This window comes from Brevibacillus nigriterrae (assembly GCF_049846925.1).
Classification (GTDB): domain Bacteria; phylum Bacillota; class Bacilli; order Brevibacillales; family Brevibacillaceae; genus Brevibacillus_H.
This window is the reverse complement of record NZ_JBNCMT010000022.1, coordinates 39,326-66,111: the sequence shown is the minus strand read 5'-3', so window position 1 is coordinate 66,111 and position 26,786 is coordinate 39,326. Positions and strand designations below refer to the sequence as shown.

At 47.8% G+C, this 26,786-nt stretch carries 15 protein-coding genes and 1 riboswitch; of the genes, 1 reads left to right on the top strand and 14 read right to left on the bottom strand.

Annotation, left to right across the window (positions count from 1 at the left end):
- Positions 1 to 11: 11 nt before the first annotated feature.
- The 14 genes from ACPW7N_RS16655 to gcvT all read right to left on the bottom strand — a co-directional run bounded on the left by ACPW7N_RS16655 (position 12) and on the right by gcvT (position 24,457).
- Complete coding sequence (locus ACPW7N_RS16655) at positions 12 to 1,124, bottom strand: 2-hydroxyacyl-CoA dehydratase subunit D (protein WP_425652230.1); 1,113 nt, start codon at positions 1,122 to 1,124, stop codon at positions 12 to 14.
- Positions 1,105 to 2,019 (bottom strand): thioesterase domain-containing protein, encoded by a 915-nt coding sequence (locus ACPW7N_RS16650; protein WP_425652229.1) that lies wholly within the window; start codon positions 2,017 to 2,019, stop codon positions 1,105 to 1,107. Before ACPW7N_RS16650 ends, ACPW7N_RS16655 begins: the two co-directional genes overlap by 20 nt.
- 34 nt (positions 2,020 to 2,053) lie before the next feature.
- Positions 2,054 to 8,422 carry an amino acid adenylation domain-containing protein gene (locus ACPW7N_RS16645; RefSeq protein WP_425652228.1) on the bottom strand — a complete coding sequence of 2,123 codons (6,369 nt, stop codon included), beginning with the start codon at positions 8,420 to 8,422 and terminating at the stop codon, positions 2,054 to 2,056.
- A 40-nt stretch (positions 8,423 to 8,462) separates the two neighbouring features.
- Positions 8,463 to 11,675 (bottom strand): non-ribosomal peptide synthetase, encoded by a 3,213-nt coding sequence (locus ACPW7N_RS16640; protein WP_425652227.1) that lies wholly within the window; start codon positions 11,673 to 11,675, stop codon positions 8,463 to 8,465.
- A 24-nt stretch (positions 11,676 to 11,699) separates the two neighbouring features.
- Positions 11,700 to 12,851, bottom strand: coding sequence for an acyl-CoA dehydrogenase family protein (locus ACPW7N_RS16635; RefSeq protein ID WP_425652226.1), 1,152 nt, complete (start codon positions 12,849 to 12,851; stop codon positions 11,700 to 11,702).
- 3 nt (positions 12,852 to 12,854) lie between these two features.
- Positions 12,855 to 14,630 (bottom strand): asparagine synthase (glutamine-hydrolyzing), encoded by a 1,776-nt coding sequence (gene asnB, locus ACPW7N_RS16630; protein ID WP_425652225.1) that lies wholly within the window; start codon positions 14,628 to 14,630, stop codon positions 12,855 to 12,857.
- A gap of 32 nt (positions 14,631 to 14,662) precedes the next feature.
- On the bottom strand, positions 14,663 to 16,483 hold the full coding sequence (locus ACPW7N_RS16625; protein ID WP_425652224.1) for a KamA family radical SAM protein: 1,821 nt from the start codon (positions 16,481 to 16,483) through the stop codon (positions 14,663 to 14,665).
- An 18-nt stretch (positions 16,484 to 16,501) separates the two neighbouring features.
- Positions 16,502 to 17,527 (bottom strand): adenine nucleotide alpha hydrolase family protein, encoded by a 1,026-nt coding sequence (locus ACPW7N_RS16620; protein WP_425652223.1) that lies wholly within the window; start codon positions 17,525 to 17,527, stop codon positions 16,502 to 16,504.
- 31 nt (positions 17,528 to 17,558) lie between these two features.
- Positions 17,559 to 19,058 carry a class I adenylate-forming enzyme family protein gene (locus tag ACPW7N_RS16615; protein ID WP_425652222.1) on the bottom strand — a complete coding sequence of 500 codons (1,500 nt, stop codon included), beginning with the start codon at positions 19,056 to 19,058 and terminating at the stop codon, positions 17,559 to 17,561.
- Positions 19,059 to 19,062: 4 nt separating this feature from the next.
- Positions 19,063 to 19,308, bottom strand: a complete 246-nt coding sequence (locus ACPW7N_RS16610) for an acyl carrier protein (RefSeq protein WP_425652221.1) — start codon at positions 19,306 to 19,308, stop codon at positions 19,063 to 19,065.
- 373 nt (positions 19,309 to 19,681) lie between these two features.
- Complete coding sequence (locus tag ACPW7N_RS16605) at positions 19,682 to 20,362, bottom strand: 4'-phosphopantetheinyl transferase family protein (protein ID WP_425652220.1); 681 nt, start codon at positions 20,360 to 20,362, stop codon at positions 19,682 to 19,684.
- A 165-nt stretch (positions 20,363 to 20,527) separates the two neighbouring features.
- On the bottom strand, positions 20,528 to 21,994 hold the full coding sequence (gene gcvPB, locus ACPW7N_RS16600) for an aminomethyl-transferring glycine dehydrogenase subunit GcvPB (protein ID WP_425652219.1): 1,467 nt from the start codon (positions 21,992 to 21,994) through the stop codon (positions 20,528 to 20,530).
- A complete protein-coding gene (gene gcvPA, locus ACPW7N_RS16595) occupies positions 21,987 to 23,339 on the bottom strand; it encodes an aminomethyl-transferring glycine dehydrogenase subunit GcvPA (protein WP_425652218.1) in 1,353 nt (450 codons plus the stop codon). Before gcvPA ends, gcvPB begins: the two co-directional genes overlap by 8 nt.
- Before the next feature lie 14 nt (positions 23,340 to 23,353).
- Positions 23,354 to 24,457, bottom strand: coding sequence for a glycine cleavage system aminomethyltransferase GcvT (gene gcvT, locus ACPW7N_RS16590; protein ID WP_425652217.1), 1,104 nt, complete (start codon positions 24,455 to 24,457; stop codon positions 23,354 to 23,356).
- A gap of 285 nt (positions 24,458 to 24,742) precedes the next feature.
- Positions 24,743 to 24,839, bottom strand: a riboswitch (glycine riboswitch).
- A 218-nt stretch (positions 24,840 to 25,057) separates the two neighbouring features.
- Between gcvT and ACPW7N_RS16585 the strand changes: the two genes are divergently transcribed.
- Positions 25,058 to 26,755 carry a DEAD/DEAH box helicase gene (locus tag ACPW7N_RS16585; RefSeq protein ID WP_425652216.1) on the top strand — a complete coding sequence of 566 codons (1,698 nt, stop codon included), beginning with the start codon at positions 25,058 to 25,060 and terminating at the stop codon, positions 26,753 to 26,755.
- Positions 26,756 to 26,786 lie beyond the last annotated feature (31 nt).

The following is a 26,786-nucleotide window of genomic DNA, read 5'->3' as shown; positions in this document are numbered from 1 at the left end:
TATGGCCTCCTCTACATCATTCTTGTTTCAAAAAAGGTCTGAATCCGGGTTTTAATGCTTTGGATATTGGTCATATGCCGTTCTGACTCGATGAACAAGACCGGGATTCCAAGCTGGGCTAGTGAATGTCGGATGTAAGGATAATCGATCAGATTCGTATCGCAAAATTTAAGAGGAAGGTACAGAACCGCATTCACGTTATACTCACGGATGATTTGCTGGATGTGGGCAAGCCTGCGATCGGAATCAATCATCCGCGCACTCGTCGCTTTTTCCAGGTAATAATCTGCAATAGCCTCCAAGGGATCTCTGTCCTCATCAATTTCGCCTTCAAAATATTTGTATCCCGTGCTCATGTCCTCGTAGACGATGCGTGCACCTGTATTTTCGATGATCTCCAGAATACTCGCATTGTCAAAATAGCTTCCGGTGAGCAGCACATTGAAGTGTTTAGTGGAATCGGGTACTTCTACTCCCTCGAGTGACTGAAGAATGGCTTCCAGCTTCTCGTTAAATTCCTCCTTGAGCCCCGAGTTGCTTGCCTTCACAAGTTCCAGCATCTCGATGGACTTCATCGGGAGAATGCCCTGATTGCGCATCCTGCACGCCTTCTGCAACAGCCTTCTTGATTGATTGCATAGCTGTATCGCATTGCGGAGCTCGGTCTCACCGATCGTACATGAATACCGCTTTTCCAGCTCCTGAATCAGCCGTTCGATTTGCCAGCGGTAATAACTTTTCGACGTTTCCTTAACATCCTTAGGCAACTCCAGCAAATAGTGAAAGGAATCGCCAACGTTTTTTTCCCATACTTCATACATCCGTTTACGCATGTCGCATGTATCCAGAAAGATATGACCGTCTGAAAACGAATAGACTTGATCCAGACCTTCACTCATGCAGCTTAGGATATAGGAGCAAAAATTATTGGACAACAATGAGGTGGCATCGGAACTGACGTTTCTTGTTTCGCCTGTTATCCGGAAAGGAACAACTCCTGCGGCGTAAAGCACTTCCTCCGGTGTATAAATCGAGCTAAAGCCCAGCTTCGGTTTGTTGACGAGCGGCAGACGCTCAAGCCTGTTCTGATGCAATGCAAACACGCTATCTAACAAATGTGTCATGTCGGGACTCCTTTACAAGAATTGAATGGAATTTGGGCGCCAATTCCTCTTTATGCTCTTCATCAAAGATAGAGTAGTGTGTTGCGTGTACTTCATGGATTGTAAAGTTATCGCAATACTTCGACCATTCATCGAGGTCAGGAATGGGATCAATCATGGCCTGGAACATGTGTACCGGATAGGTTCCTTTACTGAGAGGAATATGCTCAGTTCGTGCATGGTGCAGATTGCGATTGATATTGAGCAGATACAGCCGATCAATTGCAGTGAGATTGGCCAGCTTTACCAAGGGAAACGGCCATTCATTGTCCATCACCCCAAAAAAGGCTTCCCAATCAACTGCTCCCTCTGGAGCATCAAGGAGCTGACTGTAAAAGGACTCCATGTTCACCGCCGAGTACAACTCCCTGAGTAAAGCATCACTTTTGATGAACCGCTTGAAGAACTCATATTCGGACGATACCGAAAATGATGGGACACTTCCTTTCGGGTAGAAACCGGGCTGAGGCGTATCGAACATACAGATGAGTTCCACTTGCTCATTCCTCGCTTCCAACTGATTGGCCATTTCAATGGCAATGTTCCCCCCGATCGACCAGCCAGCGAGATAAAACGGGCCACTGGTCAAATCCAGCAGACAATCTACATATTTGCTGGCCAGCTCCTCTATCCGGATGTTACGAGGAATTCCATCCACAGAATCATCCAAAACAACACCATAAATCTCAAACCGTGGATCAACGGAGGCGCAAAATGGGAGATACCCCTCGATCCTGCCGGTTCCGTCATGAATGAGAAATAGTTTTTTAACCGGATCAGACCCTTTTTGCAGCATCACCAACCTTCGTTTGTAATGAAACTTTTGATGTGATTTCCTCAGCAGCGTAAGCCCCACTGAACCACCCCCTTACATTGAACTTGAACAGCTCCTACAGCAGAACGCTACTATCTGTTGTTCTTGCAGACAGGCTGATTTTTTCGGCAATGTCCGCAACTGTTGGCGTCCTCATCAGTTCCAAGATGGAAACTGTAGTATCAAATTCGTCTTCCAGCAGCATGGCTAGCTGAACGAGCACAATGGAATTGGCTCCATAGTCAAACAGGTTATCGTTCATAGCGATTCCTTCAGCCTGCAGCAGTTCCTCTATCAGTTGTACAAGCCGGATATCCCTCGGCGTACGTGGCTCAGTTAGCGGCTTGCTTCTTTCAGCGCCGCTATCCGGTAGCAGTTTGAGATCCGCTTTACCACTTGCATTAAGCGGGATTTCGTTAAGTTGTACAAATGCTTCCGGGATCATATAGGAGGGCAGCCAGCGTCGTAAATAACCTTCCCAATCGTCCTCTTGTTCTCCATCCACGAGAACCAGATAGGCGAGCAGGCGCTTGCGATCAGCCGAACTCTCCTTTACAGTCACCACGGCAGAGGTGATATTTGGATGTCCAAGCAGGGTCTGTTCGATTTCTCCCAGTTCAATCCGGTAGCCTCTCACCTTGACCTGCTGATCCAGCCTCCCCAGATACTCGATGTTTCCGTCATCCTTCCACCGGGCCAAATCACCTGTTCTGTACATGCGTTCATCCGGATTGAATGGATTGGTTACGAACCTCTCCTTCGTCAGCTCCTCCTGATTGAGATAACCCCTTGCCAGCCCTACTCCCGACAAACACAACTCTCCAGCTACCCCAGGTGGCTGAAGCTGCATATGTTTATCGATGATATAAGCCTTCATATTCGAAATCGGGGTTCCAATCGGGATATTTTCTTGGCTTTCCAAAACACCAGTGGAATAGGCTGTGGCGTATATCGTAATCTCGGTTGGCCCGTAGATGTTCTCCAGCCTTACACCGCTGATCCGCTCGTAAAAGCTTTGCACCACATGAGGTTTCAATGCTTCTCCGGCCGCAAAGACATATTTGACTCCCTGCCAATCAACGCCTCTTATACGGTCTACCGCTTGCAGAAAGACATCCAGCATGGACGGCGAGAAGTTCATATGCGTAACGTTGTGCTGTTTAATCGCCTCCACTATCCCTTGAGGCTCCCGCTCCAGGCCAGGCTCTAGAATGGCCAGTCTCCCGCCTTGAAAGAACCAGCCAAACAGTTCAGTTGCTGACACGTCGAAGGTAAAGGCCGTCTTAAACAGATACGTGTCTTCTTTCGTCAGAGGATAGGCTTCTTGCAGATACAAAAGCGTATTGAGCAGCGAACGGTGCTCGATCATCACGCCCTTTGGCTTGCCTGTTGAACCGGATGTATAGATGATATAGGCAAGATCCTCCGCCTTATTTTTACAAAACAATTCCATATCACCGGCCGCCGGGCTTTCCTTCGGCAAATCACTTATCAAATGCGTGGTTATATCCTCAGGTACAAGAACCAAATCCTCCTGCCGTTGAATCAGGACGTGACGAGTACCGCTGTCCTCCAGCATGTATCGTATCCGTTCACGGGGAGTGTCGGGATCTATCGGCAGATAAGCCGCTCCCGCCTTCAAGATGGCATAGATTCCGATGACCATGTCCATGCTCCGCTTGGAGATTGTTGCCACAATGTCCCCAGATTGAATGCCACAATTGCGCAAATGCCAAGCCATCCGATTGCTTTGTTCATCCAGTTCACGATAGGTCAGTGATTCATTTCCAAACAGGAGTGCCGTCTGATCCGGTGTCCGCTTTACCTGCTCCGCAAACAGTTCGTGGATACACTTCTCCATCGGGTAGGGAGCGTATGTATCATTGAACGTCTCCAGAATCTGTTCTTTTTCTTGTCCCGTTGCCAATTCCACGGCAGACAAGGTTTGATCCGGATTCTCGGTTACCTGCTCCAGAATATGGATGTAATGCTCCGCCATTCGTGCAACCGTTTCTTGCTTGAACAGCTTCACGGCATATTCCCATTCGAAACACAGCTCTTCCTCGTCTGCCTCCGCCGTAAGCGTCAGATCAAACTTGGATACAGGGTACTCGAACGCTGTCTCACTGAATTCCACTCCATTCAGTACAAGCTGGTTCCGCTCTGAATTCTGCAGGGCGAACATGGTGTCAAACAGCGGGTTGCGACTCATATCCCGGACCGGCTGCACCTTCTCCACCAAATCCTCAAACGGAAATTCCTGATGCTCGTAAGCACCCAGCGCTCCCGCCCTAACTTCCTGCAGGAACTCCCGGAACGGTAGACTGCCGCGCGGATAACCCCTCAACACCAGCGTATTGACGAACATTCCTACCATATTCTGCACGTCGGCATGTTGCCTGCCCGCGATGGGGGTTCCGACCAGAATGTCCTCCTGCCCGCTGTATTTAGAAAGTAGCACCTGATACCCTGCAAGCAGGATCATGTAGAGCGTTGCGCCGTTTTCTGATGCGGTTCTCTTGAGCCCTTCATACAGCTCCCGGGTGGCCTTGAAGGATATCCGGTCCCCTTCAAAGGATTGAACCGACGGCCTCGGGTAATCTGCCGCAACATTCAGGACGGGGATGTCTCCCTGAAGTTTATCCAGCCAATACGTCTCCTGTTTCAGGAATGCTTCCGATCGGAGGCGATCTTGCTGCCATGCGGCGAAGTCCTTGTACTGCAGCCGACAATCAGCAAGTTGAGTCGTTGCTGTTCTCTCGTAGAGCTGACTTAATTCCCTCAGCATAATCCCGATGGATACCCCGTCCGACACAATGTGGTGGGAATCCAACACCAATAAGACACTTCCATCCATTATTTCAATGAGCATGGCACGCAATAGTGGAGCTAATCTTAGCTCGAATGGCCGGATAAACGCCTGAATCTGCTGCCTGGCTTCGATTTCATCTGCCGCTTCCCGGTATTCTAGCCGCAGTGATACATCCTCCACTACCCGCTGCAACAGCTTCCCATCCACCATGTGAAAGGAGGTTCTCAGTGACTCGTGCCGTTTCAAAAGTGCGTTCAACGCCTCTTCCAACTTGCAAGCATCAACTTTCCCTTTTGCCTGCAACACCAGGGGCACGTTATATCCGATACCCTCCGGCATCATTTGGTGCAACACGTACATACGTTTCTGGCTAGCCGAAGCGGGGTATCCTTCCACTCTTATTGCAATGGGGAGAATTGACGTATCTTTTGTCCGGCCTTGCTCCAACAGTGATTCAATCCGACTTGCCAACTGACTTACCGTAGAAGCTTGGAAAATCTCTCGGAGCGGCAATTCCACCTGAAAACGCTGATTAATCCGCGACATGAGCACCATTGCCTTCAGCGAATGCCCTCCGCAATCGAAAAAGTTGTCGTCTGCTCCAACCTGTGCGCGATCCAGCATCTCCCGCCATATCTCCGCCAGCTTCTTCTCCACCACGCTGTCGGGTTCCCTTAACATAACTCCCGAATCATCGATTAAAGGCTCGGGCAGTTGCTTCCTGTCCACCTTGCCGTTCCTTGTTAATGGCAGTTTGGGCAGTGGAACGATGACGGATGGCACCATGTAACCCGGCAGCCTTTCATTCAGGAACTTCCGGATTTCGGAGATGGATGAATCTCCGATGCACACCACATAGGCGCACAGATACTTGCTTCCATCCCGATCCTCTCTGGTAACCACGGCAGCTTCCGAGATGTGGATGCAAGTTTGCAGTATCGTTTCAATTTCTCCTGGCTCGACTCGGTATCCCCGGATTTTTACCTGATTGTCTACCCGCCCCAGAAAGGCAATGTTTCCGTCAGGCAGCCATTTCGCCCGATCCCCTGTCTTGTAAATCCGCTCTCCCAAAGAAAAGGGATTCGGTACAAAACATTTCTCCGTCAGCTCCGGTCGGTTCAGGTACCCTTTCGCCAGACCATCTCCCCCCACATACAATTCACCTGGTACACCAATCGGCTGAACATGGCCATAGGCATCCAGAATGTATGCGGTAGAATTGGGGACGGGCTTCCCGATTGGAATTCCGGCTTCATGCTCGCTTTCGATAGGATAGAAGGTGGATAAGGTCGTATTCTCCGTAGGTCCGTACAGATTTACCAGTCGCAGATCCGGGCAGGCCTCCCGAACCTTATTGATCTGGCGTATCGGGAGTTGATCTCCGCCAACGAAGAGACAGCGGAGCGGTGCGAACAACTTCGCATCCTCTTCTGCTAACTGCTGGAAAAGCGCCGCAGTCAGTAAAAGAAGAGTAATGCCATTCTCCCGGATAAAAGCGCCAAGACGTCCTGCCTGCAGCAGAGTCTCATCCCCGGTCAAGTACAATGGAATACCGTTTAGCAGCGAGATCCATACTTCAAACGTGACAGCGTCAAACGATGGAGAGCCTGCCAACAGCAGTCTGTCTCCCTGCTCAAATGAGAGGAAACCGCCGTCGTGTACAAGCCGGACTACGTTCCGATGCGTAATCATTACTCCTTTTGGCGTCCCCGTGGAGCCGGATGTATACATGACATAGGCCAGTTGCTCTGAACCTTGTTCACCATCTCCAATACCAGCGATCGGAACGTCCTTCAGCGAGCTAGTGGCGCCTTCATCAGCTCCATGTTCGTCCAGCAACAGTGTCTTTTGGTTCCATTCCGGGTGTGTATTCAGACCGGATTGTACCAGTAGAACAGAAGCGCCGCTGTCTTTCAGCATGAACCGTTTTCGCTCCTCCGGGTAAACCGGATCGATGGGCAGGTAGGCTGCTCCCGCCTTCAAAATGCCAAGCATCCCGATAACCAGCTCCGGTGTACGTTCTGCCAGAATTCCGACGATGCTGCCTACACCCACCCCTTCACTTACGAGCCGGACCGCCAGCAGGTCAGCTTGCCGATTTACCTCCCTGTAGGACCACTTCCGGTCCCCGAAACACATGGCCGTCTGATCTGGTTCCTGTTTCACCTGCTCTGCAAACAGCTCATGGATACACTTCTCTGACGGGAAAGGTACCGTTGTATCGTTGAAAGCCTTTAGGATCTTTTCTTGTTCCTGCGGGTCCGTCAATACCAAATCCTTCACCTTTATTCCGGGTTCGGAGACAATCTGGTGCAATAGATTCACATACATCCCAAGAAGTCGGTTCACAGTTTCTTCCTGGAACAGATCGGTATTGTATTCTGACCAGAGGAACATCCGATTCCCTATCTGTCGAACGTCAAACAGAAGGTCGGTTTGAGTGGCATTTGCGTCTGATTCCAGCTTCGTCTCTTCTAAACCCAGGAAACCAAGTTCTTCTGTTCCTTCCATGACCATGTTGAACATGGTGCGGAACAGCGGAATCCGGTTATTTTCACGGTCTGGATTCAGGACACGGATCAGCCTTTCAAACGGATAATCCTGCATGTAATATGCATCATCTACCTTGTCATGAACGCTCTTCAGCAGATCTGAAAAAGTCATTTCGTCCTCAACATCGGCGCGCACCGCCACCGTATTGACAAAAAAGCCTGCCGCGTGATTGAACTCCGGGCCGTAGTGTCTTCCGTTGAATACGGTTCCTACAACGATGTCCTCTTGACCAGAAAGCTTGTGGAGGAGTACATAAAAAACAGCCATCAAACCGGAGAACAGAATGACACGATTAGTCATGCAGTGTAGCCGGAGCTCTTTGACCAGCTCCTCCGGCAGTTCCAAATGGGTCAATGCGCCATTAAAGCTGAGCTCCGCAGACGGGTGAAAATCGACAGGCAGTTCCAATACTGGTAGTTCTCCCTGAAACTCCTTTAGCCAATAACTTTCCTGTTCTTTCGTATTCTCTTCTGCAAAGGTATCCCGCTGCCACCTTGTATAACTGCCGTAATCCAGCTTCAGGGCCGGCAAATCGGCAGGAATGCCGTCTAAGAGAGAATTGTAGATACGCTTTACATCCCGCCACAGAATTTGCAGGCATGTACCGTCAGCAATAATGTGATGCAGCTTGAACAACATTACATATTTCTCTTCTTCCATCCGAATAAGAATTGCCTGAAACAGCAGATCCTCTCCGTTCAGCCGGATCGGATGATACCACAGATGCTTCAGCAGGTCTTGGAGAGCCTGACTGCTCTCATCTGCTGGCATATCGGACATATCGATAGTTTCAAATAAATCTTCTGTATTTCTTGTAAAGGATTGACAAGGAGCGTCACCCTGCCAGCCGATTACACTTCGCAATATGGGATGCCGTCCTGCCAGCTCGGTTACAGCCCTTCTCATGGCGTCAACCTGCAAATTTCCCGTCAACGTTTTCGACGTAACCAGATTCCATACGGAGCTGTCCGGTAGAATCAGGGATAAGTAATACAGCCGTTCCTGCTGATAAGATAGAGGATAGTTATCTTCACGGCCGGCAGATAGTAAAGGCGGATACTTCCTTAACGGGTTTCCCATCACACACTCTCCATCCTACGGTTATAAGCTTTTGTCCCTTCTATACCGCTGATGCTTGGTATAATGGCTCAATGATCTTGGCAAGATCGGACAAAGCTGGAAGATCAGCAAAATCCATCAGTGAGACGCTGATTCCAAAGACTTCCTCAATTTCAGACACAAACCGGATCGTCAGCAATGAGTTGCCGCCCAGTTCAAAAAAGTTGTCTGTAATCTGGATGCCTTTGACATGAAGAATTGCTTCGGTAATTTCAATCAGTTTGGACTCCACGTAGGTGAGCGGGGCATCTCCTTCTACAGAAGCGGACACAGCCGTCAGACTGGGTACCGGCAATGCTCTTACATCGACCTTGCCGTTTGCATTCAGCGGAATTTCGTCCATACGTACGAAAACAGTCGGAATCATATAAGACGGCAGCCATTGACTTAAGAATTTTGCCCAGTTGTCCTCCTGTTCGTCCTCCTGCATGACAAGATAGGCAACCAGACGTTTTTGATCTTCCTCATCCTCTTTAACAACCACAACCGCTCTTTTCACAGCCGGATGCGTCAAAAGGGTCTGCTCGACTTCACCGGGTTCAATCCGGAAACCCCGTACCTTGACTTGCTGATCCATTCGCCCTAAACACTCTAGAATCCCGTCGTCCCTGAAGCGAGCCAAATCTCCTGTTTTGTACATGCGTTCTCCTGGATAGAAAAGATCTTCCACAAATTTGTCCGATGTCAGTTCAGCTTGCTTGAGATAACCGCGGCCAACTCCTTTACCCGCAAGAAAAAGTTCTCCCGCAACCCCTGGAGGCAGCAGCTGCATATTCTTGTCAACGATATAAGCCCTCATGCCTGAAACAGGCTTGCCAATCAAAATGCTTGCATCGGCATCTTCTGCGACTACCGAATCAATAACCGCGTAGATGCTAGTTTCTGTTGGGCCGTACATATTCTTTAGGCTCACACCCTTCACTTGCTCGTAAAAGCGCTTCACCACATATGGCTTCAGTGCTTCACCGCCCGCAAAGACGTACTTCACCTGCTCCCACTCCGTACCGCTTCTGCGTTCGATTGCTTCCAGAAACGTAGCCAGCATGGAAGGAGAGAAATTCATATGAGTAATCCTGTAGGCTCCAATCGCTTCCAGAATTCCCCCCGGATCTCGTTCAAGCCCCGGTTCAAGGATTGCCAGTCTACCCCCTGCGTAGAACCAGCCGAACAACTCGGATATGGACACATCAAACGTATACGTAGTCTTGAAGAGAAAAGTGTCCCCTTCTTCAACCGGATACGACTTTTGCAAATGCAACAGAGTGTTCGCGAGTGAGCGATGTTCCAGCATCACACCCTTTGGTTTGCCGGTTGAACCGGACGTATAGATGATATAGGCAAGATCCTGCGGGTTGTTGATGCTCTCGATCTCAGTGCCTTCATCACCATATACCGATAGATCATCAATGGGATGAACTGTTATGCCATCACCCACAAGCTCTGAGAACTCCGACTTTTGAAGCAGGACATGGCTTGTTTCGCTGTCCTCCAGCATATAGCGGGCCCTCTCTACTGGCGTATTAGGATCAATGGTAAGAACGGCTCCACCCGCTTTCAAAATGGCATAGATCCCGATTACCATTTCCAGGCTTCGCTCGGCGATAATGGCTACGACGCTTCCAGCTCTGACACCCGAACGGCGTAAATGCTGTGCTAATTGATTAACCTGAGCATTCATTTCACGGTAGGTAAGTGTCTGATTCCGGAACAGGAGTGCTGTATGGTCAGGCGTTTCGCACACTCGTTCCTCAAACAAATCATGGATGCACTTGTCCTTGTCCGTCGCATCCCCTGTGGAGGCGGCGTTAAATGATTTGAGGATGGTTTCCTTTTCCTCGTCATTGATCAGTGTCAGTTCCTTCAGTAATGCCTCCGGACTCTCAACAATCTGGCTTAACAGATGTTTGTACATATTCAGAAAATGCTTGACCGTCTCCTCACGGAAAAGATCGGTATTGTATTCCGCCCAAAGAGTTGTCCGCTCTCCTTCCTGCCGCACATCGAACAGCAGGTCGGTTTGTGCGGATTCACCTTCTGATTCTACAGCCGATTCCTCCACGCCTGAGAAGCCAAGACCGTCCTTCCGGTTCGTCACCATATTAAACATGGCACGGTATAACGGATTGCGGTTGTTCCCACGGTCAGGGTTAATGGCTTGAACAAGCCGTTCGAACGGGTAATCCTGCATATAATAGGCGTCGTTCACCTTGTCTTGAACAACCTTCAGCAAATCCAGGAATGACAGATCGTCATCCACATTTAGGCGAATGGCCACAGTATTGACAAAGAACCCGACCATCTGACTTAATTGAGAGCTATAATGCCGTCCATTAAACACCGTTCCGACAATAATGTCCTCCTGCCTGGCAAGCTTGTGAAGCAGCACGTAATACACACCGAGCAGTCCCGAGAAGAGGATGGTCTTGTTTTTCAGGCAAAGAGAATTCAACTGCTTCAGCAATTCTTCCGGCAGCTCCGTACCTGTTAGCGCACCCTTAAAGTTGACCTGTGCAGGCGCCGGGAAATCGGCGGGCAGATCCATGATTGGCAGTTCTCCCTTAAATTCCTCCAGCCAATACTGCTCCTGCTCCCTTATGGTCTCGCCGGAGAAGGCTTTGCGTTGCCACTTTACATAGTCGCCATAATCCAGCTTGCACTCAGGCAAATCCGGTGTCGTAAGGTCAAGCAATGCATTATAAATGGACTTTAAATCACGCCACAGGATTTGAATGGTTGTCGCATCCGAAATGATGTGATGCAGCTTTAACACGATGTAGAATTCTTCCTCGGCAGTCTGTACAAGATTGGCCTGAAACAGCGGATCACTTCCGTTAAGACGAACGGGTAACTGCCAGGCTTCGGAAAGCAGGTTCTGTATCTCGTTATTTCGCTCGATATCATCACTACGTTTCAGATCCGTATAGACAAACAGATCAGCAACATCCCTCGTAAAGGTTTGACAAAGCTCGCCTTGCTGCAGCTTTACTATGCTTCGCAGAACACTGTGTCTGCCAGCGAGTTCTTCCACTGCTTTCCGCATCAAAGGAATTTCCACTGCTCCGGCCAATTTGCGGACGTATACCCGATTCCATAAGGGACTGTCCGGCATCAACTGCGACAAGTAATACAACCGTTCTTGCTGAAAGGACAACGGGGCAGAGACGGCTTTTTCCGATACAACAGGCAAAAAGTACTTTCGTTTTTTCTGAGTCATCGCAATTATTCCCCTCTTCTGAAATTAGGATCGATTCTCTTTTCTCATGAGTTCCTCGACAATGATATTGCGTTGAATTTCGGACGTTCCATCCCCGATCTCAGTTAATTTGGCATCCCGAAAGAATCGCTCCAATGGCAAATCCCGCGAGTATCCATATCCTCCGAAGATTTGCACCGCATTCCTCGTTACCCGGGTTGCCGTATCAGAGGCGAATAACTTGGCTTCCGAAGCTTCTTTTGTATATGGCTTGCCAGCTTCCTTCAAGCGAACCGCTTTTTCCAGCAGCAGTTCGGAAGCGTTGATTCCCATTTCCATATCGGCCAACATGTTCTGAATCGCCTGGAACTGGAACAGATACTGGTCAAACTGCTTCCGTTTCCTGACATGTTCCAAACAAAGCTTCCTTGCCTCTTCGGAAATACCGAGAGCGATGGCAGCCATGCCCAGCCGGGCGGACACCAAGGTATGATGAAGGATTTGCAGTCCGAAATTCCTTTTTCCGATCAAATGGGTCTTCGGCACCTTCACATGATCAAAGATCAGTACGCCTGTATCCGAGCCCCTCATCCCCAGTTTCCTTAGCTTCTTCCCCCCTGTGAAAATGCCTGGCATCTCCTTTTGCAAAACAAACAGGCTAATGCCAAGGGCTTTCTTTTCAGGTGCGGTTTTGGCAGCGACTATGAAATAGTCCGCGACGTTAGCATTGGTGATGAAAACTTTGCTGCCCGTTACTTCGTAATAATCATCCTTTTCCACTGCAGACGTTTGCAAGGAAGCCATATCCGAGCCGCTATTCGGCTCCGTCAAGGCAAAAGCACCTATCTTGTCTCCCTGAATCATTGGCCTTAAGAATTTCATCTTCTGCTCCTCAGTTCCAAACGCCTGAATGGGAGTACAACTTAATGTGCTGTGCGAAACAAGTGTCATGGCCGTGGAGGCGCAGGCACGAGCAAGCCTGCGGATCACCGTGAGATAGGTGGCGTAGTCAAGTCCCAATCCTTCATAGTTCTTCGGAAAAGGAATGCCCGTGAGCCCGATTCTGCCCATCTCCTTCAGGTTACCTACGGGAAAGCGTTCGTTTTCATCGATTTCCTGGGCAATCGGAGCCACATAGTTTGCAATAAAAGCATCTGTAGACTCAAGAACAATCTGACGTAATTGGGAAACGTCCATACCTCACACTCCAAATGTCTTGTGCCATAATTCCAATGCGATCAATGCATGAGCTGTTCGAAAGATGGCCAGATTATCCAGTTTGGAATACTCTCCGGTTTTATTCAAAAAATCGCTGACCTTCTTTCGGTCGAAATACGCACTAATTTTGGAATTCCCGGAATGGATGAGCTCAAGAGCCGTATTTCTTTGATGAAAGATCGATTTCGGGTCGATCGGAAAAGGAAATGGCTTCTTCTTCCGGTTAACGATCTCCTCCGGCAAAAAGGCCTTACTCACTTCTTTCAGGAACCATTTCTCCGTCCCGTCCTGAATTTTCAGATGGGAAGGCAGACGTGCGATCAGTTCTACAATCCGGTAATCCAGAAACGGAACCCTCACCTCCACACTAGAGGCCATGCTCATCTTGTCCTGACGTTCCAGCATTTCAAGCAAATAGACCTTCAGGAACATATACAGCACTTTGTTAATGGTGTCGTCTGTACTGAATTTGTTCATCATCTGACTGATGGCAAGACTCTGGCGGTTCCGAAAACCTGTGGAAGCCTCCACTTCCGGGTCCAGCAGATGTGATACCTCTTCAAAATACGGTGCCCACGGGAACTGGTTCATCCTGTTTATTGAGCTCTCTTGCAAAAAGAAATAATATCCTCCGAACAGTTCGTCTGCACCTTCCCCAGAAATAACAACCGTGGCGTCTTCCTTGACCTTCTTGTATAACAGGTACAGGGACGGCGTTGTCAGCTCGACCGGCTTCTCCATATGCCAGGTAACCTTCTCCATGATTTCCGAATAGTCAGATGGATCAAACAAATATTCGTGATGGGTCGTTGGAAGGTGTTCTGCCAGCAGACGAGCAAAGTACGTATCGCTGTTCTTATAATTCATCTTTACATTATTGGAAAACTCAATGGAGAACGTATTAAGTCGGGAAGACGTACAAGCGGAAGCAATCGCCGTCAGCAGGCTTGAATCCAGGCCACCGCTCAATAATGAGCCAAATGGAACATCGCTCATCAGCCTCATTTGTACCGATTCCGTCAACAACGCCACGAACTCCTCTTTCCACTGCTCCAGGGAACCCGGAGTATCTCGGTCCGAATCGAGATTCAACTCCCAGTAGGGGGCAAGTTGCAGCTTTCCGTGACTCAATGTCAAGGTGTACCCAGGTGGAACAGCGTGAATGTTTCGGAACATGGTCTTGCCATCGAGAATTGCCGTGCTGAACAGATACTCGGGAATTGAACTGGTTTCTAGTTGAACTGGCACATCAGGATGTTTGAGAATCGCTTTGATTTCCGAGGCAAAGACAAAGCAATGATCGTCCATATAGTAATAGAGCGGCTTTACTCCCATGCGGTCACGGGCAAGGAGCAGGACTTGTTTGGCGGGGTCCCACAGGCCGAAGGCGAACATGCCGTTGCACTTCTCAATCCATTCGGCCCCGTATTCTTCGTAGCCGTGGATAAGGACCTCTGTATCACAATCAGAGCGGAACATGTGCCCCCTTTGCTGCAGTTCATCTTTCAGCGCCTTATAATTAAAGATTTCTCCGTTATAGGTAATCCAGACCGTGCCATCCTCATTGCACATTGGCTGTTGCCCTTGACTCAGGTCGATGATAGACAGTCTGCGGTGACCAAATCCCACGTGACCATCAAGATGGGTTCCGCAGCCGTCTGGCCCGCGGTGGAACATGACGTCATTGATCTCAGTTAGAACATCTTGCGAAACAGGTCTCTCCCTGTCAAAATGATAGATTCCGCAAATCCCGCACATAGTGAACCCCTTCCGAAGCCATTGAAGGCAGCCTAGTAGTAATACCAGATCGTATCGTAATCGCGGGAATCCTCGCCCATCACCTCAAGCTCAGCCAAATACTCGGCAATGGGCTTGTCTTTGAATATGTAAGTATTGACAGGTGCCATGTATTTCTCCCACGGATAAAACTCATAGATTCTGCTGCCATCGCTGTGGATCATAATGACATCGTGATCCTGCCATGAATTCAGCTCATTTTTCCCAAGTGAAGGCACGTTAAACACAGGCTTGTCGGTCCTCACAGTACCGGGCATGAGCCGTGCTTCTTCCTTCTGCTCCTGAAGCAGGCGGGCGATAGGTACTTTGAAATTTTCCGTTTCCTCTTTTCCCTTCAAATTAAACAGATAGTAGGGTGTAATTCCGATGCTCTTCAGATTTTCTCGCAAGAAACAGGTCTCAAATCTCCTGCTGTTATAGCGCGTAAAGACTTGCTGATTTAAGACATCAATACCGATCCGCTTCAGCTTCCCGACTGCTTCCGCCATCTCTTTAGATATTTCATACGCATGCTCTACATGGGTAACGATCGTAATTGTCTGATGCGGCGGATTATGGTAACGTTCCAGCACGGCAAGCAACTCATCGTCAAAACGCATTGGCATCGTTACCAGGGTACGTGTGCCGATACGGATTCGTCGGATATGCTCCATTTCTCGAAACCTCGACAATATCGTCTCCAGCTTTTTGTTCCCAAGTGTCAGCGGATCTCCCCCGGTAATCAGTACCTCATTGATACCTGTGTTGCGCTTGAACCATTCCACCGAGTCTCTCAGATCAGCAGGCGGAGGATCGACGATATCCGGATAGTCGTCTGAAAGCTCCCAGTTCCTTTGGCAATACACGCAGATTTGCGGACACCACAGAAACGGCTTTACAATTGCCACCCCGGGATATCTCCGTGTTACATGATCTTCCGGCGACGTATCGGCTTCCCGCATGAAATCGAGGGCTTCTCTTCCGCATTTTTTTTGATCAAGCATCTTGGGAACATAGCTTCTGCTCGGAATCACCTGTGCCCTAACGCAATGGTCGCTATTGGCTGGTGTCGGCTCGGGGTCCATCAGAGACAAATAAAACGGGGTGATTCCAAATGCCAGACCATGCTCTGTGGCCTCACGTATGCCATGCTCTTCCTCTTCGGTTAGTTTGATTACCTTCTGGATGTCTTCGCAGTTTTTGTACGTGTTTCGCAAATGCCATTTGTAATCATGCCAGTCTTCCAAAGAGCCATCCAAGTGATGCAAAATGACATCCCTTGTCTCATTTCGTCTACTGATGATGTCCGGCTCCAGGCCACATCTGTAGCCGTTCTTCTCCTTGAACATCTGATAATGATCCGTCTTGTCATTTAAATACCGGGAACGGACAATAGCTGCCTCCCTGCCCTGCAGATGGATGAATTCGGGCACCTCACGGATACATATCCCGGATTTGGAATAGATACCGGATAATCCGATGATCCCCTTGAACAAATGTTTCATATCCTCCAGAAAGGCATCACTAATCTCAGGCCATTCGTTTTCTCGCCAATGCATGGTAGCCAGTTGATGTAGGATGTTTAGACAACTATGGCCGGTTTTCTTTTCACTGCTTACCGAAATAATGTTTCGGAATACATGAATGCAGTCGCGAGTATTTTTCTTTTCGAGTGGGTGCAACTGGCAGTTCTCGTCCAAAATGGCCATTTCACACTGACTTAGATAGGCATAGAGCTTTTCTCTGGCTGCAGAAACGGAAGGGCTAAGTACAAGTAAGCGTAAAATCTCTGGATTGGCATCCAGTAATTCCGATATTTTTCCTTTCGTAGCCATCAATAGTTCCACTCACCTTTACAGGTTTTTTGCAATTGACCCTGTCAGCGCTTCCTCCACCTCTGCGGCAAGCTCATCCGACTTCCGGTCAGGATCCTGCACCCGCCGCAATGCCTCATCACGGCTAATGATTCCCTGTCTGACCAGCATGCTCATCTCAAAATCATAAGGATGGAAGCGGTAGCCCTCACAATGCTTTTTGATTCCGAGTGAATTCAGTTTGCAGTTGGTCGAATTCGGGTCCACATCCGTCGGCCTCCTCCAGCCCAGCGCTCCAATTTCCTCATAGATGACCTTCTCGTTATAACCGATGATTGGAAACAGGTTGATCGTATAAGGAAAAGGCTTCGTCTTATACTCTTCTCGTGTCAGCATGAGAAGATCGTACAGGCTGTCATTCCCAATCTGCTCGACAAGGGGCTTAAACAGGTTTTTCCGAAGCTCGAAAGGTATCTTGTTGTCCTGATAGATCAGCTCGCTTTCAGACTGGATCAGTTGTCCCGGGCTGTTACCCAGCATGATCATTGGAATACGCTTTTCGATGGCGACTCGTAAGGCCATTGTCGATACCATACGGATACAAGAGATACAGATGCCGCTTCCAAACTTGGTGAGATGATCGGGGTAGATGCCGGGAACGCAGCTTTCGGCAAACATCTGATTTAAGGAGATTTGTCCAGGCTTTACGATCAAGTGATCCACATTCAGCCTGTTCAGTACAGTTCGCATATTCCGAAAAGATGCCTCTGACATAAATCCGTTGTCGAATGTAACAGCCAGGATGGACAACTGATACCGTTCCTGCAAAAGCTTGATTAAATACGTGCTGTCCTTGCCGCCGCTGTACGCAACCAAAGCATCATAGCTTCCCTGCCGCCTTGCTTTGCTGTCCTGGATGATACTGTCCAGCTTTTCTTTCAAATGCTCCCCCGCTGAAACGAAGGTTAGCCCCTCGTTCTCCTGACAGTACTGGCACATACCTTCGGAGTCATAACGAATCCCCGGAAAAGTCTCGGGTAAAATACATTTCACACAGCGTTTCATGAAAACGCCTCCCTTACCAGTTTTGCCGATTTTATAATTGAGAACGATTAATCTTGAATGTGGCGGTTCTTGGCAGCTCGCTTACGAATTCAATCCAATGAGGCACCATATAGTGCGGAAGATGCCGCCTTCCATACTGAATAACCGCTTCCTTGCTTAATATGCTGTGATCATTGCATATGACAAGCGCTTTGATACGTTCACCGGATTCCTCACTCCAGCCCCTCGTGACCGCAACCTCTTTGATTCCGTCCATGCGAAGCAGTACTTCCTCAATCTCCTCGGGACTGATGCGATAGCCCATTGATTTGAGCATCGTATCCTTGCGTCCAACAAAATACAGGTAACCTTCCTCATCACGCTTGCCTAAATCACCAGTGTACAGCGCATGATCGCGAAATCTGATTTGGTTCTGCTCCGGATTGTTCCAATAGCCAGGAGAAATGAAAACTCCTTCATGAACAATTTCACCTACTTCTCCCGGAGCACAGTCATCTCCATTCTCATTTACGATCCGAATGGTTACGTCGGGAAGCGGCTTGCCGATGGACGAAGACTTGCGTTCGAAGTCCTCAGGAGGCAGGCAAGTGGAACGGAACGCCTCCGTAGTTCCGTACATCATATAAAATCTGGTGTCGCCGAGAATTTGTTTGAGCCGCATTAAATCATCATGTGGGAACGCTTCTCCGATAATCGATACGTACCGCAAATGCGGGTATTGGTTTTTGGAGAAGGGAGAATGCCGCTGAAGCAGCATCCGCCAAAATGACGGAACAGCATGGAATCCCGTGATCCGCTGGTTCAGCATCGTGTTCACAACATCCTGGGGAAACAGGGATTCCTGCAGCACCAGCGTTGCCCCCACGAAGACGGAAGTGAACAACTGACTTAACGCTCCGTCGAAGGAAAAGGGAGACACACTGATAATCCGATCATCCGAATGATTCTCTAATACCTGTGCCGAAATGATGGTGGAGTCCTGGAAGATTCCGTGGGTGACAATAATCCCTTTCGGCTTTCCAGTAGATCCGGAGGTGTATATGATGGCTGCAGGGTCCTCCCGGCTCAGTATATCTGCTCGCTCAGGGCTCTCCGATAATCCTTCGATGATGTCATGGAAGCCACCATGCGTTGACGGGTCTGCGAAGATGGGGACGATTGCCGTGAAATCTTCGCTCCTTAGTCCCGACTTATCCCATATGTCCTTTTTGGACTCGTGCAGGAAGAGTACCTTGATCCCGCAGTCCTGGACAATATGTTCCAGCTGCGCCTCTCTGAAATGCGGATTCAGATGAACAAAGACCGCTCCAATCTTCATTGCGCCAAAGATAATCAGTACTTCTTCCAGGCATTTAATCGAGAAGATACCGATTCGATCGCCCTTTTCCACCCCCTTGGACAACAGAAACCGGGCAACACGGTTCGTCGCCTCCTCAGCTTCCCGATAGGTATAATGCCGCTCTCCCGAATAAAAGCCCGGTTTGTCCGGATATTCTACCGCCGCTTTGGTTAAAGCCTCATGAATGAACATCGCTTTACTGCTCCCTGGTTTTTCTTTCCACAAGACTGACCAGACCATCAATCGTACCGAAATTGTTCATATCGACATCCTCATCCGACAGCTCAATCCCAAAGGTGTTTTCCAGGTAGGAAATGATGTCAAGCACATCCAGCGAAGTCAAGAGCCCAAGTTCAAACAGATTTGCGGAGCGGTCATGAATATCCTCGTTCGTGATCTTCCGAATATAAGTCGAAACATCGTCCATTACTGCATTGTTCATGGTTACACCATCCTCCAGAAATGTTATTCCGATCTCAGTGTCAATTTCTTTTCCGTAAATCTGCAGACTTCCCATCAAAATATTAGGGGTCATTACGATATTAAGGAAAAATAGGAAAAAATAGTAAATTACGAGTTAGATATTATCACAAAAAATATGTACAATCTGTGCTAGTTGTCACAACTATGTGAACGTTAAAACAATTAGAAAAAATCACGATACAACCAGGCATCATTCTAAAGATTTATGGTTCAAATATGTCTGCCTAAACACAAAACGAGCCTTAGAATCGATTCTAGAGGCTCGTTTTTATTTCACTATTTTGTTGTTTTGAATAAATGATTTTTGCGGGTCTCCCGCTCTGTGACGAATTTCAATTCACGAGAAGCTTCGCTTCGATAACCTGCAGTTTATCCGGGAAAAGGGGCTCAATTGAACAAACCGCCATTTTGTATCCTTCCTCAAGAACATATGTCTTGAAAAAATAATTTGCTCCCTGCCCTTGTACGTGAAACGTAGAAGCTTCCTCCCTTGTTCGAACGGTAAACGACTGAAGAGGAAGGGACATGCCTTTTCCGATCGCTTTAATATAGCTTTCTTTCAGCGTCCACAACTCGTAGAAAAAATCGAGCCGATCCTTTTCCAACTGCGCCATCAGCGCCGAATATTCTTCAGAGCTAAAACATTTCTTAGCTACTCCCAGTTCAATAGGCTTTACTCGCTCGATATCGACCCCCACCGGGACTCTTCCTGCGGCACAGCCCACCCAATCCCCCGAGTGTGTCAGATTAAAGAAAATATCCTTCCTTCCAAGCAAATAAGGCTTGCCGTATTCATTCGTGCAGTATACCAATTCGTCTTCTCGTATTTGAAACCGCTCGCAAAGCATCTTCCTAAGCAGCATATCAGCTAATAAAGAGCGCCATGCGTCTTTTTTATGAACAAACCTTAGAATCCTCGCCTTCTTCGTCGCATCTACACGTGACAGAGATTTCTGAAACTGTACCTCATCCCATTCAGAATCCAGTTTACAGACATAGACTAACAGGGACAAATATATCACCACTTTGTAAAAATTCCACTAATATCCATATAACAATTCGCTGTCATAGGCACCTCATCCTTTACTTAAATAAAACAAAAAGCCCAAGCATAGTTTCAGCTTGAGCTTTTATCGAATAAATTCAGGAACTCAGTTTAATTCGTTCTTTGAGCTGTTTTACTCAGCTTTTTGGTAGCGAAGGATTGGCTTGCGAGCCGCAGTTGCTTCGTCCAGACGTTTAACAACAGTCGTATGTGGTGCTTCCTGAACCAATTCTGGAGTTTCTTCACACTCACGAGCGATCTGGAGCATGACATCGATGAATTCATCCAATGTTTCTTTGCTTTCTGTCTCAGTAGGCTCGATCATCAAGCATTCGTCAACGATCAACGGGAAGTAGATTGTTGGTGGATGGTAACCGAAATCCAACAGACGTTTCGCCATATCTAATGTACGAACGCCAAGCTTCTTCTGACGAACACCGGACAAGACAAATTCGTGTTTGCAAATACGATCATATGGAAGGTCAAACGCTGTAGCCAGACGACGCATCATGTAGTTCGCATTTAATACTGCATATTGAGAAACCTTATGCAATCCGTCTGCACCCATGGTACGGATGTACGTGTAGGAACGCAAAATGATACCGAAGTTACCATAGTACGCTTTTACACGGCCGATGGAAGCAGGGATGTTGTAATCCATAAAGAACGTACCATCCTCTTTTTTCGCAACCATTGGTTTTGGCAAGTACGGCTCAAGAATTTTCTTAACGCCTACAGGGCCAGAACCTGGGCCACCGCCTCCGTGAGGACCAGTGAAAGTTTTATGCAAATTCAAGTGTACTACGTCGAAGCCCATGTCACCCGGACGAGCAATGCCAAGGATTGCATTTGCGTTGGCACCATCATAGTACAGGAGTCCGCCTGCTTCGTGTACAATCTGAGCCATCTCAACGATGTTTTCTTCGAACAAACCAAGTGTGTTCGGATTTGTCAACATGAGTGCTGCTGTGTCAGGTCCAACGGCTGCACGCAACGCTTCAATGTCAACCAAACCACGCTCATCGGATGGAATCGTGATGGTTTCGAGACCAGCGATTGTCGCTGATGCCGGGTTTGTTCCGTGTGCGGAGTTCGGCACGATAACTTTCGTACGATTTTCTCCACGGCTCTCATGGTACGCACGGATCATCATCAGACCCGTCCACTCACCTGCTGCACCCGCTGCAGGTTGCAGTGTTACCGCGTCCATGCCTGTAATTTCAGCGAGGTCATTCTGCATGTTGTACAACACTTCCAACGCACCTTGTACCGTGTCACATGCTTGATAAGGATGGATTGCCGCAAAACCTGGATAACGAGATACATCTTCATTAATTTTCGGATTGTATTTCATTGTGCAAGAGCCAAGTGGATAGAATCCAGAGTCTACCCCATGGTTACGAGTAGACAACTCGGTATAGTGGCGCATCAATTGGAGCTCGGATACTTCTGGCAGTTCAGCAGGAGTTTCACGAATGAGATGCGATGGGATCATGCTTGCTACATCAATTTCTGGTACATCCAATTCAGGTAAGTTGTAAGCCACTCGGCCTGGTCTGCTCATTTCGAAAATGAGCTCTTTATCTTTGTGGTTATGCACGAGTGATCGCCTCCAATTCTTGAACTAAGCTTTCAATCTCTTCTTTCGTACGAAGTTCAGTAACGGCGATGAGCATATGACCTTCCAGTTCAGGATATTTACGGCCCAAATCAAAACCGCCAATGATATTTGCTGGAAGCAACGCTTTGTTAACCTCAGCAACTGGTTTATTCACTTTTACAACAAATTCGTTAAAGAACGGAGCAGCGAACACAACTTCAAGATTCGCATTCGTGAAAGCTTGCTTTGCATAATGAGCTTTTTGCAGGTTCATCATCGCCATTTCCTGCACACCTTGTTTACCAAGTGCAGTCAACGCTACAGAAGCTGCTAATGCAACCAAAGCCTGGTTCGAACAAATGTTGGAAGTCGCTTTTTCACGACGGATATGCTGTTCACGAGCTTGCAGCGTTAATACGAAACCACGCTTGCCATTCTCGTCTTTCGTTTGACCGATAATACGACCTGGCATTTTGCGCATTAATTTCGTGGTTGTAGCAAAATATCCGCAGTGTGGGCCACCGTATGCTGGATGAACACCGAACGGCTGCATGTCACCTACAACGATATCTGCACCCAGTTTGCCCGGTGCTTCCAATACTCCAAGAGCTACCGGATTTGATTTCACGATTAACAGTGCGCCTTTGGAATGAACCAATTTTTCGATTTCCCGCAAGTCTTCAATGCTGCCGAAGAAGTTCGGATACTGAACGATGACCGCACCTGTATTTTCGTCAAGCTGGGCTTCGAGTTCGCTCAAGTTGGTTACGCCATCAGCGGTATAGCCTACTTCTTGCAACGCAACTCCTTGACCGTACGCATAAGTTGTAAGGATTTCACGTGCTTCCGGGTGAACCGCACGGGAAACGATGACACGATTTTTGCCTGTATGTCCTGCAGCCATCATTGCCGCTTCAGCCATCGAGGTAGGACCGTCATACATGGATGCATTGGATACTTCCATGCCAGTTAATTCACAAACCATCGTTTGGAACTCAAAAATCGCCTGAAGCTCCCCTTGGCTGATCTCTGGCTGATAAGGCGTGTAAGCTGTGTAGAACTCAGAACGAGAGATGACATGATTCACAACGCTTGGAATATAGTGTTGGTAAACGCCCGCTCCTAGGAAGTTGGCATGCGTCTCAAAGCTGATGTTTTTTGCTGCCAAGCCCTTCATGTATTTCACGAGATCTGGCTCTGACAACGCTTCGGAGATATTCATTTCGCCTTTAAAACGTACTTCTTCTGGAATATCTGCGAACAATTCGTCAATGGACTGGATTCCGAGCGCTTCCAACATCTCGCGCTTATCCTGATCCGTTTGTGGTAAATAACGGTATCTCACAACGTAATCCTCCCTTATTTCTTTTCTCGTTTATAAAATGGAGTAGTCACTACCTGTGCTTTCAGGCGTTTGCCACGAATTTCCACTTCTACTTCTGTCCCAAGAGCGGTGAACTCACTTTTAAGCAGAGCCAAGCCTACATTTTTCTTCAATGTTGGAGATTGTGTTCCTGTTGTTACTTCTCCAATTTGTTGATCTCCTGCGAAGACTGGATAGTGGGTACGTGGAATCCCTCTGTCGATCATCTCGATTCCAACCAGTTTGCGAGGAACACCATTTGCTCGTTGTTCTTTGAGCACCTCAAAACCAATGGCCGGAATCTCTTTATCTGTTTTCACAGCAAAGCCGATGCCTGCTTCAAGTGGAGTAATATCCTTGCTCAGTTCTTGCCCATACAATGGTAATTTCGATTCAAAACGCAACGTATCGCGTGAACCTAATCCACAAGGAACGAGCCCTTCTTCTTTCCCTACTTCAAGCAACTTGCGCCACAGATCAGCACCTTTGTCGGCTTCTATGTAAATCTCGAAACCATCTTCGCCGGTATATCCGGTACGAGACACCAGTGCAGGAACACCGTCAACAAGCACATCACGCTTGAAACGGAAGAACCCGATCTCAGACAAGTCTGTATCAGTCAACTTTTGCAATATGCTCTGACTTGCTGGTCCTTGCAAAGCAAGCTGTGCCGTCTCTGGAGAAATGTTCGTAATCTCCACATCGTCAGTCAGATTTTCTTGCATCCAGGCAAAATCTTTATCGATGTTTCCGGCATTGATGACGAGATAGTAATGATCATCTGCAAATTTGTACACGAGCAAATCGTCAACCGTACCACCGTCAGGGTAGCACATCGCACTGTATTGCGCCTGATTTACTTCTAATTTGGATACATCGTTGGTTGTGAGACGTTGCAGATAATAAAGGGAGCCTTTTCCTTTTACCACTACCTCACCCATGTGTGATACGTCGAACAAACCAGACTTGGTACGCACTGCTTCGTGTTCTAGTGTGATGCTGGAAAATTGAACGGGAAGCTCCCATCCACCGAAATCAATGGTTTTGCCACCATACTCGGCATACACCGGGAAAAGCGGTGTTCTTTTCAGTTCTGTCATCGAACGTGCACCTCCTAAATCATCCATCATTACCATCCCCGATTGTCTCACCTCTCATGAATGAGCGCTCACTAGTCTGAAAGTTCACCACTTTCCGATCTGGCTGTATTCATCAGAACATATAGAAAAGGACAGAAAGAAGAGACAGTACCCTTAATCCAGGGTACTATTTTCTCCTTCTCTGTCCTTGGTACCTGAGAGTTGCCTCGTTAGTAGATTCTTCTCTACTGAACAAGTTTCCCCTTGGGTGGCTCACCCGTTCAAGGTAAGCTCTCTCCAGAGATGCGTCGGGTAGAGGTACTTTTGCCTGAGAGATTCACTTACATTCGTAAGCTTGCTCCTTCGGCGTCGCATTGAAGCGATCTCTCCCTGCTACCGTCATTCGCTATTCAATCGGGTTCATACATAACTTGCAAAAATAATTTCATACTAAAGAAAAAAAACTGTCACTTACTATCCTACCATGACGAACCAATTCTTGAAAACAACATTTCGACAACAAGATAAAACTTAACTTTCTCATAACCATTGTAGCTGATTGTATGTGTTTTGTCTCTATTAATTAAAATTACTTGATATTTATCGGAAGGAGTCGGGTATATGACGAATATTCCAATCCATTTCGATCATTCGTGGGTTAACCAATTATCCGACATGATCCAAAATGATGGCCCCTGGCACAAATGGGATCTCTTTCAGCTTGCCATGGAGGCAGAAGAAGCGGTTTCCGTCAAAGACTTCGACGAGTTGCAAGCGATGAAGTATTTATCCCATATCGAGCCTTTCGATCATCAAATCAATACGGCAAAAAAGGTACTGAACGAAATGCGTGGACGTGCCATCCTCGCTGATGAAGTAGGTCTTGGGAAAACCATCGAGGCTGGACTTGTGATGAAAGAATATATGGTACGAGGTCTGGCAAAAAAGATTCTGATTCTCGTACCCGCCTCACTCGTCATTCAATGGACCAAAGAGCTGAACCAAAAATTCAACATCCCTGCCGTTGCTCAAAAAAAGGAATACATGTGGCGCCAACACGATATTGTCGTTGCATCGATTGATACAGCCAAACGAGACCCCCACCGAAGCCATGTAATGGATATTAACTATGATATGCTGATCATCGACGAAGCGCACAAACTGAAGAACAAGCGAACACGCAATTATCAATTCGTCAAAGAAATCAAAAAGAAATATTGTCTGCTCCTGACAGCAACACCGATCCAGAACGAGATGGACGAATTGTACAACCTCATTAACCTGCTTCGTCCTGGGCACTTGGGGCATAGCTCGTCATTTACTTCCAATTACGTAGAAGGCAAACGTCAGGCTAAAAACAATGACCAGTTGAAAAAAGAAATCGGCAAAATCATGATTCGCAATCGCCGAAGCGATGGAGGCATTCATTTTACCAATCGCCGAGTGCAATCCGTTCCAATTACGCTGTCACCAGAGGAAAGAGACCTCTACGACGGTGTCACGGATTTCGTCCGCACCTATTACCGTTCGGAGATGGGCGCATTAAATGCACTTGCACTCATTACCTTGCAGCGTGAAGTATGTTCCTCCAGAGAGGCTGCCTTCATGACCTTATACAATATGTATCAAAAAGCTGCAGAGGACTCTCCCCAACGAGCTGTGATCATGGAACTGGTAGAAAAAATCAAGAAGATCGAAACCCACTCCAAAGCGGCGAAAACCGTGGAGCTGCTTCAGCAGATTAACGATAAAGTCATCATTTTCACTGAATACCGAGCAACTCAAAACTACTTACAAAAATACCTCAGTGACCACGGAATCACATCTGTTCCCTTTCGAGGCGGATTTAAGCGGAGTAAAAAAGACTGGATGACAGAACTGTTCCAAAACCGTGCACAGGTGCTCATCGCAACCGAAGCGGCTGGCGAAGGAATCAACCTGCAATTCTGTAACCAAGTCATTAATTACGATCTCCCTTGGAATCCGATGCGGATCGAACAACGAATCGGACGTGTGCATCGCCTGGGACAAAAACGAGACGTCAACATCTACAATCTTTCCACAACCGGGACAATCGAAGAACACATCCTGAACCTTTTGTACGAAAAAATTGACATGTTCGAAATGGTGATCGGCGAATTGGAGGATATCGTGGATCGCCTCGCATTGACGAAATCATTGGAACACAACCTTATCGAGATCATTATGGATTCCAGATCTGACAAAGAAATGGTACTCAAGCTGGACAACATGGGTCAAGCCATTCGATCGGTTCGTGAGACCGTTCAAACACAAACGAAACCTGCATTTGCTCACTAATCAGTCAAGGCGTTCTGAGAGGAGGTCATAC

Excerpts from the sequence above, each read along its gene's own strand:
- ACPW7N_RS16655 (WP_425652230.1), bottom strand. The coding sequence starts at position 1,124 with ATGACACATTTGTTAGATAGCGTGTTTGCATTGCATCAGAACAGGCTT.
- ACPW7N_RS16645 (WP_425652228.1), bottom strand. The coding sequence starts at position 8,422 with ATGGGAAACCCGTTAAGGAAGTATCCGCCTTTACTATCTGCCGGCCGT.
- ACPW7N_RS16640 (WP_425652227.1), bottom strand. The coding sequence starts at position 11,675 with ATGACTCAGAAAAAACGAAAGTACTTTTTGCCTGTTGTATCGGAAAAA.
- ACPW7N_RS16635 (WP_425652226.1), bottom strand. The coding sequence starts at position 12,851 with ATGGACGTTTCCCAATTACGTCAGATTGTTCTTGAGTCTACAGATGCT.
- asnB (WP_425652225.1), bottom strand. The coding sequence starts at position 14,630 with ATGTGCGGGATTTGCGGAATCTATCATTTTGACAGGGAGAGACCTGTT.
- ACPW7N_RS16625 (WP_425652224.1), bottom strand. The coding sequence starts at position 16,483 with ATGGCTACGAAAGGAAAAATATCGGAATTACTGGATGCCAATCCAGAG.
- ACPW7N_RS16620 (WP_425652223.1), bottom strand. The coding sequence starts at position 17,527 with ATGAAACGCTGTGTGAAATGTATTTTACCCGAGACTTTTCCGGGGATT.
- ACPW7N_RS16615 (WP_425652222.1), bottom strand. The coding sequence starts at position 19,058 with ATGTTCATTCATGAGGCTTTAACCAAAGCGGCGGTAGAATATCCGGAC.
- ACPW7N_RS16610 (WP_425652221.1), bottom strand. The coding sequence starts at position 19,308 with ATGAACAATGCAGTAATGGACGATGTTTCGACTTATATTCGGAAGATC.
- gcvT (WP_425652217.1), bottom strand. The coding sequence starts at position 24,457 with ATGACAGAACTGAAAAGAACACCGCTTTTCCCGGTGTATGCCGAGTAT.
- ACPW7N_RS16585 (WP_425652216.1), top strand. The coding sequence starts at position 25,058 with ATGACGAATATTCCAATCCATTTCGATCATTCGTGGGTTAACCAATTA.